This window comes from Chryseobacterium sp. PTM-20240506 (genome assembly GCF_048296755.1).
Classification (GTDB): Bacteria; Bacteroidota; Bacteroidia; order Flavobacteriales; family Weeksellaceae; genus Chryseobacterium; species Chryseobacterium proteolyticum.
Map to the genome: position 1 here is coordinate 4,622,462 of NZ_CP182581.1, position 13,280 is coordinate 4,635,741.

Below are 13,280 nucleotides of genomic sequence, written 5' to 3' on the forward strand. Positions count from 1 at the left end.
ATTATTCTGGTTTTTTAGTTAAAATCTTATAATTAATTTCTTAATCAGACTTTTTAGACTTATTTTTGTTACTTATCAATATGTATGGAAGATTTCAATAGCTGGAAAGATTTATTAAACCCGGAGTTTTATATTAAAATGGGAGGGTTTTGGCTGATTCTGTTTATTATTTTTGCTGAAACTGGTCTTTTTGTAGGATTTTTTTTACCAGGAGACTCTTTATTGTTTGTTTCAGGAATTTATGCTGTTGAAATTATCAAAGAGACATTTGGCTCTACAGGGAGCGATCTTCTTGATACTACCATCCTTGCCACTGCTGTAGCATTTGCTGCTGTTGTAGGTAATGAAGTGGGATATTACTTTGGGGTGAAGGCAGGTCCTGCACTTTATAAAAAACAAGATACCTTTTTGTTTAAGAAAAAATACCTGTACCAGGCTCATGATTTTTTTGAAAAGCATGGAGCTTTAGCCGTTATCATGGCAAGATTTTTACCTGTAGTAAGAACGTTTACTCCTATCGTTGCGGGAATTGTGAAAATGGACAAAAAAGAGTTCCTCAGAGACAATATCATCGGAGCAGTGCTATGGTCGTTCATCCTGATCTTTGCGGGTCACTATCTGGATAAATTATTCCAGGAACAATTTGGTATCAATCTTAAAGAAAAGCTCGAACTGATCATTATTGTGATCGTTCTGATCACTACGCTTCCGATCATTATTAAATTTCTTTTTGGTAAGAAAGTGGATCACAGTAAATACGAAGATAATTCACCTAAATAAAGAGATGTGAATTGTAAAATATAATAACCTGCTTTATGCAGGTTATTTTTTTATCCATTCCAGGATATTAGGGTAGATGATACTGTCTCTTTTTCGTTTGCTGAAAAATCTTGGGGCATGTCCTGTATTTTTCATGAAAACCAGTTTACGGGTAATATTCCGGCTTGCTAAAGCCGAATCCAGCGCGAGCCCCTGGCTTTTATTAACCAGAAAATCCTGATTTCCCTGAAAGATCAGCGTAGGGACATTTGTAATATTGGCAATCGGGCTTGCTATTTTAAATTCCTCAGACAGGTTGTGACGGTTAAATCTGGTTCCTACCACCTTTTGTAAAGTAGGTGAGGTATATTTCGAGTAAAATGAGTGTAAAAATTCCGGAGAATAAAAATCAGTAGGACCGCTTAAAGAAATGATCTTTTTGATCTGATCCGGATGCTGGTAACCATAAAGTAAAGCCAAATGTCCACCCGCACTTTCTCCCAGGATAATATAGTTATCAGGTTGGAGTTCCGCTTTCCCCGCTAAAGAATTAAATTTTTCAATTACCGAGCTGATATCCTCCAACTGCTCCCTGTAAGTAATTTTTTTAGATTTTGAAACGAGCCTGTAATTGATATTGATGCTGGGAATATTATTTTTAAAAAGCATTTTTTGGATCTGGATCATATGTTCTTTTCTGCCATACTTCCAGGCCCCTCCATGTACAATAAGAACAACAGGGGATTCTTTAGCATATTCGGACGGAAGGAAAATATCCATCTTCTGTCTTTTATGCTCACCGTATTTTAAATTGTAAATTTTCTGCTGATTGTTATTCCCCACCCAAACTCTGAATCTTGAATTACATGAATTTAATAAAAAGCCGATACATCCTAAAATAAAAAAATGATATCTGAGTATGAGCTTTTTCATAAATCAAATGTAAGAAAAATATGATGATTCTGGGTTAAGGCAGGGCTGTTTTCAAGATCCGGTGCTATCATGTTTATTGGATGCTTCTAAATTTTCAGCGTACTTGTATAATGAATTGTTGTATCGAGGTAAATGCCGGGATAAAGCTTTTAACGCTAGGGACAATGCCTCTTTACTCTCTCCGGCTGAGTACAATGAAAGTGCAAGAAAAGAATCCACTGCATCATCAAGCTCATCAGACTCATTTATTTTTTCTTCTCTGAGGATCCGAATGCTCTCATCGATTTTTCCATTGTTTCTCAGTGTACTTGCAAGCTGAATTCTGGCCCTTCTTCTGCGCAAACCCGATAAGCCATGGTGTAAGGCTGAACGATACAATGGTTCAGCTTCTTTTTCATTTCCTGTTGAATCAAATGCACAAGCCATTTCAAAATCAGCAATTGCTTTTTTATCCGTTAGATGCTGAACATGATCTTTGATCCGCTGGATAAAATCTTCATTGCTTATTTTCCCTAATTGCTGCCAGATGGATTGCAGTTGTTTTTCCCAGATTTCAGTTTCGTCCATATTGTTAAGGATTTTATACCCTGGCAAATATGAGAAGAATTGTGAGGTTTATTATTAAGTTCAATAAAAAAAATAGATGATACGATCACAAGGCTTCTTATGATTTATGAATTTTTTCTTTGTTAAATTGATTTTAAAAGAAAATGAGATATAGAATTAAATAGTTATTTTTGTTGTTAAATAATAAATTACATATGGCTTCCGGTTTTTTTGCAATTTTAGATGATCTCGCTGCTCTTATGGATGATGTGGCTGTAACCAGTAAGATAGCAACTCAGAAAACTGCAGGGATTTTGGGAGATGACCTGGCGGTAAATGCCGAAAAGGCTACAGGTTTCATTTCATCACGGGAGATACCTGTGTTATGGGCAATTACCAAAGGTTCTTTTATTAATAAGCTAATTATTCTGCCGATCGCGTTTTTACTACACTGGCTGTATAAGCCTGCAATAGAAATCATTCTTATTTTAGGAGGTTTTTACCTTGCATTCGAGGGAGTTGAAAAAATCATTGAGTTTTTATTTCATCGGGATAAAAAAGGACATGAAGTCATAGAAGAAAGCACAAAAAATGAAGATGATGAAAATTCAGAAAAATCGAAAATTAAATCAGCAATTACCACAGATTTTATTCTTTCAATCGAAATTGTAATTATCGCTCTTGGAACTGTTCTTGAAGAACAACATCCTCTACTGACACAAATCATTACGGTAAGTTTGGTTTCTTTCCTGGCAACCATAGGAGTGTATGGTATTGTGGCTTTAATTGTAAGGATGGATGATGCCGGCTTTAAGCTGATCAGAAAGAGTAATGATAAAGGCTTTTTCTCCAAACTGGGGCATTTACTGGTGAAAGCATTACCTATTATTATTAAAATGCTGGCAATCGTGGGAACAATAGCCCTCATTTTGGTTTCCGGAGGAATTTTTGTTCATAATATAGCGTATCTTCATCATTTTCTCCCTGACTGGCCATCAGTACTTAAAGAGTTTACGTTTGGAATGATAGGGGGCTTACTTGCCGTGGCACTTTTTACATTAGGCAAAAAAATATATACTCTGGCAACCCGTAAATAGATGTATGCAGGTTCTCTTTTAAAAATAGACAGCAAGACGATTGACTTATCATTCTTGTTTACGCTGTATCATGTTTACGGCTCATGAGGAATCTGTCCATTGATATATTGAAAATTGTCCTTGCATTTTTTGTTGTCTTCCTGCACATGCATTTATTTCAGGATACCTGTCCTGTACTTGGTTTCGTACTTGTTAACGGGGTTTTCAGAATGGCGGTGCCCACATTTTTAATCATTACGGGATATTATTTTTATTACGTAGACAATACACAAAAGCTTAAAAAGTGGCTGGTAAGGACATTTTTGCTTTACCTGATCTGGTCGCTGGTTTATATTCCCTTCTGGAAAAAAGAAGATATATTCATAAACATTCTATTTGGATATCATCACTTATGGTATTTGATAGGAACTTTTTTTTCAGCGATTATTTTATTTTTAATCAGGAAGAAACCGGTAAGGTTTATGCTAGCGCTTATTGTTTTATTATTCAGTATAGGCTACGCGTTACAGACGATAGGAAATCTCCATTATTTTGGGGGGCAAAAAGATAAATTAATCAATCTTTATCCGTCTTACAGGAACTTTCTCCTGGTATGCTTTCCTTTTTTAACAATAGGATATCTGATCAATAAGCTTAACCTTGATATGAGATACAGGCCTTCACTGATCACAGTTATTGCTTTGACCGGGCTTGTGATTTCAGAGTCTTTTTACAATTTTATCATGATCAGTTCTACAGAAAATATTGACCTGTTGTTTTCTTTATTATTAGCCTGCCCGCTGGTATTTATCTACTGCAAAAATGTGTCTGTAATGATAGATACTAAAATTCTTGCCAGCTTATCCACTGCAATCTATGTGATACATCCTCTGATTATGAAATGGACACTTGGTTTATATTATCCGTTCGAAATGTTGATTTTCGTGATAACATTACTGACTGCCAGTTTTATTCTTGTATTGGCTAACCGCAAACTGAAATATCTTTTGTAATGGCTTAAAAAGTTTGATCATCTATGGTCTTAGGTGAGAAAATATAAATTCCGGAACATTAAAACAGAACGCCAATAAAAAAAGAGACCTTGCAGGCCTCTTTTTATATTTTAGTTGAAAAGATCTTTTACTTTATCAAAGAATGTCTTCTCCTTTCCGGATGGTTCTGCAACCATTTCTCCGCTGGACATCTGTTTTTCAAAGAAATCTTTCTGATCTTTCGTTAATTTTTGTGGAGTCCATACATTAATGTGTATAAACATATCTCCTTTTCCATAACTGTCAATGCTAGGAAGGCCTTTTCCGGCCAGTCTCAGGATTTTTCCTGATTGCGTACCGGGATCTACAGTGATTTTTACCTTTCCACCTACCGTAGGAACTTCTTTTTTGGTTCCTAATGCAGCTTCTGCAAATGAAATATATAACTCCTGATGAAGATTGTCTCCTTCTCTTTTGATTGTTTTATCTACTTCTTCCTCTACGATAACAAGCAGATCTCCCGGAACTCCTCCGAAAGGAGCGTCGTTACCTTTTCCTCTTACATTAAGCTGGATTCCGTCTCTTGCTCCTGCAGGAATATTGATGGTAATTTCCTCCTCATCTTTTATAAGTCCCTGTGCATTTGCACCTGCCGGGATTTTATCGGCAACTTTTCCGATACCCTGACAAGTTCCGCATGTAGCCTGTGTCTGCATTTGTCCGAACATGGTGTTCATTACTTTCACCTGAACTCCGGAACCATTACAGGTAGGACACGTTTTAGAAGTGGCACCTTCTGCCATCTTCATTTTTTTTACTTTAAGAGTCTTTTGGGTACCGTTTACCATTTCCTCAAGATTCAGCTTGATGCGGATTCTTAAATTAGAACCTTTTACCTGCTGACGTCCGCCACCACCGAATCCGCCGCCGCCAAAATGACCACCGAAAATATCTCCAAACTGGCTGAAAATATCCTCCATATTCATTCCGCCGCCAAATCCACCGCCGAATCCGCCGTTTCCACCTACACCTGCATGACCGAACTGATCGTATCTTGCACGTTTCTGATCGTCGCTCAATACTTCATAAGCTTCGGCAGCTTCTTTAAATTTTTCTTCAGCCTCTTTATCTCCCGGATTTTTATCAGGGTGATATTTGATGGCCATTTTACGGTATGATTTTTTTATTTCTTCGGTTGAAGCAGATTTGCTTATCTCAAGAACCTCGTAATAATCTCTTTTTGACATGACAATTGTATAATTGATTTCAGATAAATGACAAAAGATGTGTAGAGCATATATGGGGTTTTATCACCTGATATTGCTCACCATTTATCACTTATTAATATTAGTTTCCTGTTACTACTTTAGCAAAACGGATTACCTTATCTCCTAAAGTATATCCTGTTTCGATTACATCTACGATTTTACCTTTTAAATCATCAGATGGAGCAGGAATCTGAGTAATTGCCTCGTGAAGGTCCACATTAAAAGAATCTCCGGCTTTTACTTCCATTGATTTCAACCCCTTCTCTGTAAGTTTATTTTTGAATTTCTGATAGATAAGTTCTACACCCTGCAGATCCGCCGGATTTCCGTTTTTAGCGATTTCTTTTAATGCTCTTTCAAAATCATCCAGTACTCCAAGCATAGAAACCATCATGTCCTGATTAGCATATTGGAAGAACTCCATCTTTTCTTTGGAAGTTCTCTTTTTATAATTTTCGAACTCAGCATAAAGACGAATATAACGGTCTTTCTCTTCTGCCAAAAGTTCTTCCGCAGTCGGAGTATTTGTCACATTTTGTTCAGAAGCATTTTCGTTCTGAATGTTGTCTTCTTGTTGCTTATTGATGTTTTCTTCGTTGATATCCTGATTTTCCATATTCAATAACTATTTTAAAGAGTTGTTTGTCAAAGATTCTGCCAAATAGCAAATATGGACATTAAGGCAGAAAAATTATTCTCCGGAAAATGTTTGATACAACAAATAAAGATTCAGGACAATGATAATGGCTGAGATAACCCAGACACAGATTTTCATGAAAGGCTTATTGACGAAATCGCCCATTTTGGCTTTGTCATTAGTAAACATTACGAGTGGAACTACAGCAAAGCTCAGCTGCATGGATAAGATAACCTGGCTTAAAACCAGAAGGTCTGTTGTCCCTTTTTCTCCGTACAGAATCGCAACAATTAAAGCAGGAATAACCGCGATAAGTCTGGTTATCAATCTTCTTAACCAGGGTTTTAATCTGATATTCAGAAAACCTTCCATTACAATTTGTCCGGCCAGTGTCCCTGTTAATGTAGAATTCTGACCTGAGGCGAGCAAAGCGATCGCAAATGCTATACTTGCCATAGAAGCACCCAGGATTGGGGTCAGCATTTTATAAGCATCATGGATATCTGCAACATGTTTATTTCCTGTGATATGGAAGGTAGCTGCTGCCAGTATTAAAATTGCTCCGTTGATGAAAAAAGCAAGCATTAAGGAGATCGTACTATCTAAAGTGGCAAATTTTATAGCTTCTTTTTTACCTGCGTTATCCCGTGTATAATCCCTCGTCTGTACAATACTGCTGTGTAAATAGAGATTGTGGGGCATTACCGTAGCTCCCAGGATTCCTATTGCAATATAGAGCATAGCAGGATTCTGAATAATTTCTTTTTGCGGAACAAGACCTCCCAATATTTCATTAACGGCCGGTTTTGAAATAACGATTTCATAAATGAAACATGCGAGAATAATAAAAATAAGTCCTCCTACAATACTTTCGATCCATCTGAATCCTTTAGCCTGGAGCAAAAGGATAAGTAAAACATCTATTGTGGTTATTACGATTCCCCAGGTAAGGGGAATATGAAAAAGCAGGTTGAGTGCGATCGCAGATCCTATAACTTCTGCGAGATCACAGGCGGCAATGGCAATCTCACACAGGATCCACAAGATAAAATTGGTAGTCGGGCTAAAGTGGTCCCTGCAGGCTTGTGCAAGGTCTCTCTCTGTAGCTACTCCCAGCTTTACTGATAAATGCTGTAAAACCATTGCGAAAATGTTGGAAATAAGTATAACGGAAAGCAGGGTGTAGCCAAATTGAGCTCCTCCCGCGATATCGGTAGCCCAATTTCCGGGGTCCATGTATCCCACTGCAATCATTAAACCGGGACCTGCAAACGCAAGGTATTTCCTCCAGAAAGAACCGTTTTTAGGTACTTTAATGGATGAGTATACTTCTGGTAATGAGTGGAGTGTTTTATCTTTTCGCCAAGCGCCTTTTGTAAAATTCATAAATGTTAGAAATGACTAACAAATTTAATTAAATAAATGTAAATAGAAAATATATAATAAAAAAATCCCGAAAAAACTTTCGGGATCTTATACGTAGTATTTATTTTAAAAGATTATTTCGCAAATCTTATTGCCATTTTTCTGTCTTTGGCTCTTTCAGCGTCAGAAGCTTTTGCGTCTACCGTTGCAAATTTACTTCCATAACCTTCTGCACCTAATACCTGACCACCTAGATTTTGTTTGCCTAACCATTCTTTGATAAAGTTAGCTCTTGCAGTAGAAAGTTTTACATTAGAAGCTTCATTACCTGTTTTGTCAGTATATCCTCCTATTTTAATTTTAGCATCAGGATAAGCTTTTAAAATAGCTGCAAGGTTTTCCAATTGTCCCTGAGAACCTGCTTCCAGTTCTGTAGCGCTTCCTAATTTAAAATTCACATGATCGAAATCGTACCAAGTGTCTTTTAATGCATTATCATCTGCTGCATTTTTGTAGCCGTCAGATTTTAAGAATGCAATCATTCTGTCTTCCATTCCGCCTTTGTACCCTTTAAGCGCTGTACCGTTCAAGTCGATATTTTCGTCAACTTTCGTGGTTGTAGCTGCAGGCGCTGCTGCTGTATCAGATGGAGATACTGCCGTAGCCGTATCAGAGTGTGCTCCTGTAGAATCTGCGCCCATTGTAGTGGTAGTCGTTTCTTTTTTCTCACACTGCTTCCATAAGAAGTATCCTGCAGCAATCAATAGCAGAAGAGGTAATAACCATTTCCAGATAGAACCACCTCCGTCATTTCTGTCCGGGTTGGTACCTGTTGGAGTTGTACTTCTTGTTACTTCAATTTTTGGTTCCTCCTGTACCGGCGTTTTTATGGCGTCGTTATCATTATCAAATTTATATCCTTTAGCCCAGTCACCAATATTTAATGATGCTAAAGAAAGTCCGGCAGGCAGTAAAGTAGAAACAATTCCTTTTTGATCATTCAGTAGCCCTGAAATTCCTGATGCATCCAGATTATTGTCTGCAGCATACTTTCCTATAGTACCTACTGTAGCTCCTGTTACCATATTCAGCAAAGAGCTGGAAGAATTATTACTAATTCCGGCAAAGCTGGCGATGGAATTTACCAAGCCACTCAGTTTATCTCCAAAAATGGACGTCAATAAACCTGAAATCATAGAATTATTAGAAGAGCCTCCTAATAAATTACTTAAAATTCCATTAGATGAAGCACTAGTGATTGCATCTAAAACTCCAGGATTATTAGCATTATTAGCTAATCCGCCAACAACGGCAGGCAATAAACCTCCAATTGCTTTTGAAATACCAGACTCACTTTCTCCAAGCTGTGAAGCCGCCTGAGAAACTAAAGCGGGACCCAATTGTCCTTTAATTAAATCAATAACGTTTAAAGACATAATAAATATTTTTTAGATTAATGTTGACATAAAATTAAACAAAAATCTGTCCAAATGTCATATTTTTTAAATATTTATTTGATTTTCAACGTTTTTTTTGCAAATGATTAAAATTATTAATATGCTTTAGCGAACAGTACGCGTCTCTTAGAAGGCTTTCCGGAGATTAATGAAACACCTTCTTCAATATCATCATCCAAAGGGATACATCTGATGGTCGCTTTCGTTTCTTCCTTGATTTGTTCTTCTTCTTCAGCGGTACCATCCCAATGTGCATAGATGAATCCTCCTTTTTCTTCCAGAACTTTTTTAAATTCTTCGTAAGAATCCACTTTAGTCATATTTTCTTCTCTGAAATTAAGAGCTTTGGTGTAAAGATCTTTCTGGATGGTTTTTAATAATTGATCGATATGGGAATCCAATCCTTCAATAGAAACCGTTTCTTTGGTCAGGTTATCCCTTCTTGCAATTTCAACCGATTTATTTTCCAGATCTTTTGGTCCGATTGCAATTCTCACAGGAACACCTTTTAATTCATATTCAGCAAATTTCCAGCCTGGCTTGTTTTGGGTGTCATTATCAAATTTCACCGAAATACCTTTAGCTCTAAGCTTTGTCTGAATGTCTAAAGCAACCTCACTGATTTGGCTCAGTTGTTCTTCTCCTTTGAAGATCGGAACAATAACCACTTGTATTGGAGCTAAAGTTGGAGGCAATACCAATCCGAAATCGTCAGAGTGTGTCATGATCAACGCTCCCATTAATCGGGTAGAAGTTCCCCATGATGTAGCCCATGCGTGTTCTATTTTTCCTTCTTTGTTGGTGAATTTCACATCAAAAGCTTTTGCGAAATTCTGGCCCAAAAAGTGAGAAGTACCAGCCTGAAGAGCTTTTCCATCCTGCATCAATGCCTCAATACAATAGGTTTCATCCGCTCCCGCAAACCTTTCGGAAGGGGTCTTTAATCCCTGGACTACAGGCATTGCCATAAAGTTCTCTGCAAAATCTGCATACACTTTATTCATCTTTTCTGCTTCTTCTATGGCCTCATCTTTGGTTGCATGAGCCGTGTGACCTTCCTGCCATAAGAATTCAGAGGTTCTCAGGAATAGACGGGTTCTCATTTCCCAACGAACAACATTCGCCCACTGATTGATCAATATCGGTAGATCTCTGTATGATTGGATCCAGCTTTTATAAGTATTCCAGATAATAGCTTCCGAGGTAGGACGAACGATAAGTTCCTCCTCCAGCTTGGCATCAGGGTCTACTATCAGCTTGTGAGGATTATCCGGATCGGTTTTTAATCTGTAATGGGTAACAACGGCGCATTCTTTTGCAAAACCTTCTGCATTTTTCTCCTCAGCTTCGAACAGACTTTTGGGTACAAAAAGCGGGAAATAAGCATTAACGTGACCTGTTTCTTTGAATTTTCTATCCATTTCATCACGCATTTTTTCCCAGATCGCATATCCGTATGGTTTTATAACCATACTTCCACGTACTCCGGAGTTTTCTGCCAGATCTGCTTTTACAACTAACTCGTTATACCACTTGCTGTAATCTTCGCTCCTTGAGGTTAATTTTGCCATTGTTTTTTTAAATTTTTTTTAACTTTTTAACATTATTGTTATCTAAAAATAAAAATCTATTTTTGATAGATTTTTTTACCGATGTTTGGTACATTTTTGGTACACATTGCAAATATAATTTAAATTAAAAATCTTTACGTTATCATGAAAAAAAATATACATAAAAATTTATTTGGTATGCTAAAATCCAAAGGTATTTTAGCCATATCAAGTGGATTGTTATTAATGTCTTGTGGTGCACAGATGGGAGGGTACAGCGAGACAGACGGGGTCTATTATGATCCCAATAAAGATACGTTGCCAGAAGGAGTGATCATTAATGGCGGAAACAGGGTTGGAGAATACTATGATTACTATCAGGATGCAAACAATACCAATCTTATTCAGAATGCGGAAACCAACTCCAAAGATCAGGATAACAAATACAGCACATGGGGAGGCGATTCATGGAATAATACCGCAACAGATTCTGATTGGGGCGCTTTTGCCGGATCTCAGACCAACTATTACGACAACTCATGGGGTTCACCATGGGGCTGGGGTGGATGGTATGGAGGCTATAGCCCATATTGGGGCTGGAACAGAGGCTGGGGCTTCGGAATGTCCTTCGGCTGGGGCTGGGGCGGCTCATGGGGCTGGGGTGGTTACCCTTACTGGGGCTGGGGCGGCGGCTACTATGGAAACCCATATTGGGGCTGGGGTGGCGGTTACTGGGGTAATGGATATTACAACAGACCGGCTTACAGGAGAAGTGGTGCTGACGGAAGACTTGGATATGGTTTAAGCGGATATAACGGAAGTAACGGATCAGTATACAGAAACAACATTAATAACTCTGCATTCAGAAACAATTCTGCAGGTTCAGGATTCAGAAACAATACGAATGGTTCAGGGTTCAGAAATAACAATGGTGGTTTCAGAAACGGAACAATGACTAATGGTAACAATTCCGGATTCAGAGGCAACAATAACAGTGGTTTCAGAAATAATAATTCAGGATATCGTAATCCTAATATGAATACTCAGCCAAGACCTAATTACGACAGCCAGCCAAGATACAGAAATGATAGTGGTTTCAGATCAAATGACAACGGTGGCTTCAGATCCGGAGGATTCAACTCTGGTGGCGGAGGTGGTTTCCGTGGCGGTTCCGGTGGAGGCGGCGGTGGATTTAGATCCGGCGGCGGAGGCGGCTTCAGATCAGGAGGCAGATAATTTTTAAACATAATAACTAACTATTCAAATAATAATGTTAAAAAAATCTTTAGTAGTACTAGGTATTTCTGCTGCTTACTTTGTGCAGGCACAGGATATTTCTACAATCAGGAATTCGATTGATGTTTATTCTAACACTCCGATAATAGGTTCTTCAAAATTTAATGCGATGGCCGGCTCTAACGGGGCACTTGGAGGTGATGCTACTTCATTGATGACAAACCCTGCGGGATTAGGTGTTGCTATTGCGGGAGATGTATCGGCAACGTTGTTTTTAAGCAATACTAAAAATACCAGCTCTCTGGCTGGATCTTCAACAGATTATAAATTAAATAAATTTACGCTTGGAAATGTTGGTGGTGTTGCAACGATCCAGCTGATGACAGAATCACCATGGAAGTTCATTAATATCGGTGCCAATCTATCAACGCAGTCTCTTGAGAATTATGTTGAGAGCCCGGGGAATTCCAATGTAGTGATCTCCAAAAACCTGTTAGATTCTAATGGAAATCCTGTGGTAGGTAACCTGTCTTACCTTGGGCATGCTTATAACAGATATGGTAATCAGACCAAATTTAACCTGGGTGTAGGTGCGAACTATAACAATTCACTTTATCTGGGAGCAAGCATTAATATGCATTACGCTGAAATCGATCAGTATGACAGTGCTTTATTCGGGCTTAATCTGGATGGATCGGTGAATACTTTTGATAAGCAGTATACCCCGTTTTCGGAAAAATCAAATGGTTTTTCAGCAACAGTAGGGGTTATCGGAAAATTAAGCAATCAGTTCAGATTGGGAGCATCTATTGAAACACCGACCTGGTGGAATATCGACAGGGTCTTCCGCGAATATTATGACGGAAGTAACGGGATCAATTATGACAACTATGTGGAAGACAGAAATTTCAGGTCCCCAATGAAGGCTACTGTAAGTGGTGCGTTTGTTCCCAATAAGAATTTTGCCATTAACGTAGACTATACTTTAGGACTTACCAAACCTAAATATGAAGTACAAGGTGCTGCGGAAAGAGAATTGAATTCTTTCTTCAGTGACAATTATAAAAACCTATCGGAAGTAAGGGTAGGTGCGGAATACAGAATTAAGGCATTTAGAATAAGAGGTGGATATTCCTATACATCAAGTCCTTTTGATGCTTTTACGATCAGTTCTTATTCCAATGCAGGAGTTGCAGGGGATAACAGCTATAGTAATTTGATTTTGGGAGAAAGAAATACGATAGGAGCAGGTATCGGATATGATTTTGGAAACTTCTATGTGGATGCAGCGTATCAGAATGTCAGCTCAAAATATAATAACCCATTCCTGAGAGGGAGTGCTGACCTGGGAACAGGATATTATTCAGGTGATTTTGATGTAAATACACCAACATCCGTTGTTTCCAGTGTGAAAAGCAACAGAGATAACTTCTTTCTTACAGTCGGCTGGAAATTCTAATT

Annotated in this window: 12 protein-coding genes; 5 read left to right on the forward strand and 7 right to left on the reverse strand. The window is 38.1% G+C overall.

All coding sequences use genetic code 11. The features are described 5' to 3' along the window. Nucleotides 1-84 precede the first annotated feature (84 nt). Nucleotides 85-780: a DedA family protein gene (locus ACNFU2_RS20785; RefSeq protein ID WP_273647330.1), complete on the forward strand. Its 696-nt coding sequence runs from the start codon at nt 85-87 to the stop codon at nt 778-780. A 42-nt stretch (nt 781-822) separates the two neighbouring features. Here the strand turns inward: ACNFU2_RS20785 and ACNFU2_RS20790 are convergent, their stop codons facing one another. Continuing rightward, nucleotides 823-1,692, reverse strand: a complete 870-nt coding sequence (locus tag ACNFU2_RS20790; protein ID WP_306611283.1) for an alpha/beta hydrolase — start codon at nt 1,690-1,692, stop codon at nt 823-825. A 51-nt stretch (nt 1,693-1,743) separates the two neighbouring features. Beyond that, a complete protein-coding gene (locus ACNFU2_RS20795; protein ID WP_273647332.1) occupies nt 1,744-2,259 on the reverse strand; it encodes a tetratricopeptide repeat protein in 516 nt (171 codons plus the stop codon). Nucleotides 2,260-2,453: 194 nt separating this feature from the next. On the opposite strand from ACNFU2_RS20795, the gene ACNFU2_RS20800 reads away from it, so the two are divergent. Both ACNFU2_RS20800 and ACNFU2_RS20805 read left to right on the forward strand, forming a co-directional pair. Beyond that, on the forward strand, nt 2,454-3,335 hold the full coding sequence (locus ACNFU2_RS20800) for a DUF808 domain-containing protein (RefSeq protein ID WP_172277112.1): 882 nt from the start codon (nt 2,454-2,456) through the stop codon (nt 3,333-3,335). 83 nt (nt 3,336-3,418) lie between these two features. After that, the gene (locus tag ACNFU2_RS20805) at nt 3,419-4,327 is read left to right on the forward strand and encodes an acyltransferase family protein (protein WP_418123006.1); all 909 of its coding nucleotides are present in this window, start codon (nt 3,419-3,421) and stop codon (nt 4,325-4,327) included. Nucleotides 4,328-4,437: 110 nt separating this feature from the next. On the opposite strand, the gene dnaJ is transcribed toward ACNFU2_RS20805, so the two are convergent. The 5 genes from dnaJ to proS all read right to left on the reverse strand — a co-directional run bounded on the left by dnaJ (nt 4,438) and on the right by proS (nt 10,604). Further along, nucleotides 4,438-5,553 (reverse strand): molecular chaperone DnaJ, encoded by a 1,116-nt coding sequence (gene dnaJ / locus ACNFU2_RS20810; RefSeq protein ID WP_172277118.1) that lies wholly within the window; start codon nt 5,551-5,553, stop codon nt 4,438-4,440. A gap of 100 nt (nt 5,554-5,653) precedes the next feature. Further along, nucleotides 5,654-6,190 carry a nucleotide exchange factor GrpE gene (locus ACNFU2_RS20815; protein WP_172277121.1) on the reverse strand — a complete coding sequence of 179 codons (537 nt, stop codon included), beginning with the start codon at nt 6,188-6,190 and terminating at the stop codon, nt 5,654-5,656. Between the two features lie 75 nt (nt 6,191-6,265). Then, nucleotides 6,266-7,597 carry an Nramp family divalent metal transporter gene (locus ACNFU2_RS20820; protein ID WP_172277124.1) on the reverse strand — a complete coding sequence of 444 codons (1,332 nt, stop codon included), beginning with the start codon at nt 7,595-7,597 and terminating at the stop codon, nt 6,266-6,268. A 113-nt stretch (nt 7,598-7,710) separates the two neighbouring features. Beyond that, a complete protein-coding gene (locus ACNFU2_RS20825; RefSeq protein WP_273647334.1) occupies nt 7,711-9,012 on the reverse strand; it encodes an OmpA family protein in 1,302 nt (433 codons plus the stop codon). Nucleotides 9,013-9,128: 116 nt separating this feature from the next. Then, nucleotides 9,129-10,604, reverse strand: coding sequence for a proline--tRNA ligase (gene proS, locus ACNFU2_RS20830; protein ID WP_273647335.1), 1,476 nt, complete (start codon nt 10,602-10,604; stop codon nt 9,129-9,131). 177 nt (nt 10,605-10,781) lie between these two features. On the opposite strand from proS, the gene ACNFU2_RS20835 reads away from it, so the two are divergent. Together ACNFU2_RS20835 and ACNFU2_RS20840 are read left to right on the forward strand one after the other, a co-directional pair. Next, nucleotides 10,782-11,819 (forward strand): prolyl-tRNA synthetase, encoded by a 1,038-nt coding sequence (locus tag ACNFU2_RS20835; protein WP_418123010.1) that lies wholly within the window; start codon nt 10,782-10,784, stop codon nt 11,817-11,819. A gap of 34 nt (nt 11,820-11,853) precedes the next feature. After that, a complete protein-coding gene (locus ACNFU2_RS20840) occupies nt 11,854-13,278 on the forward strand; it encodes an OmpP1/FadL family transporter (RefSeq protein ID WP_273647337.1) in 1,425 nt (474 codons plus the stop codon). The last annotated feature ends 2 nt before the right edge of the window (nt 13,279-13,280 follow it).

Excerpts from the sequence above, each read along its gene's own strand:
- ACNFU2_RS20785 (WP_273647330.1), top strand. The coding sequence starts at position 85 with ATGGAAGATTTCAATAGCTGGAAAGATTTATTAAACCCGGAGTTTTAT.
- ACNFU2_RS20790 (WP_306611283.1), bottom strand. The coding sequence starts at position 1,692 with ATGAAAAAGCTCATACTCAGATATCATTTTTTTATTTTAGGATGTATC.
- ACNFU2_RS20795 (WP_273647332.1), bottom strand. The coding sequence starts at position 2,259 with ATGGACGAAACTGAAATCTGGGAAAAACAACTGCAATCCATCTGGCAG.
- ACNFU2_RS20800 (WP_172277112.1), top strand. The coding sequence starts at position 2,454 with ATGGCTTCCGGTTTTTTTGCAATTTTAGATGATCTCGCTGCTCTTATG.
- ACNFU2_RS20805 (WP_418123006.1), top strand. The coding sequence starts at position 3,419 with ATGAGGAATCTGTCCATTGATATATTGAAAATTGTCCTTGCATTTTTT.
- dnaJ (WP_172277118.1), bottom strand. The coding sequence starts at position 5,553 with ATGTCAAAAAGAGATTATTACGAGGTTCTTGAGATAAGCAAATCTGCT.
- ACNFU2_RS20815 (WP_172277121.1), bottom strand. The coding sequence starts at position 6,190 with ATGGAAAATCAGGATATCAACGAAGAAAACATCAATAAGCAACAAGAA.
- ACNFU2_RS20820 (WP_172277124.1), bottom strand. The coding sequence starts at position 7,597 with ATGAATTTTACAAAAGGCGCTTGGCGAAAAGATAAAACACTCCACTCA.
- ACNFU2_RS20825 (WP_273647334.1), bottom strand. The coding sequence starts at position 9,012 with ATGTCTTTAAACGTTATTGATTTAATTAAAGGACAATTGGGTCCCGCT.
- proS (WP_273647335.1), bottom strand. The coding sequence starts at position 10,604 with ATGGCAAAATTAACCTCAAGGAGCGAAGATTACAGCAAGTGGTATAAC.
- ACNFU2_RS20835 (WP_418123010.1), top strand. The coding sequence starts at position 10,782 with ATGCTAAAATCCAAAGGTATTTTAGCCATATCAAGTGGATTGTTATTA.
- ACNFU2_RS20840 (WP_273647337.1), top strand. The coding sequence starts at position 11,854 with ATGTTAAAAAAATCTTTAGTAGTACTAGGTATTTCTGCTGCTTACTTT.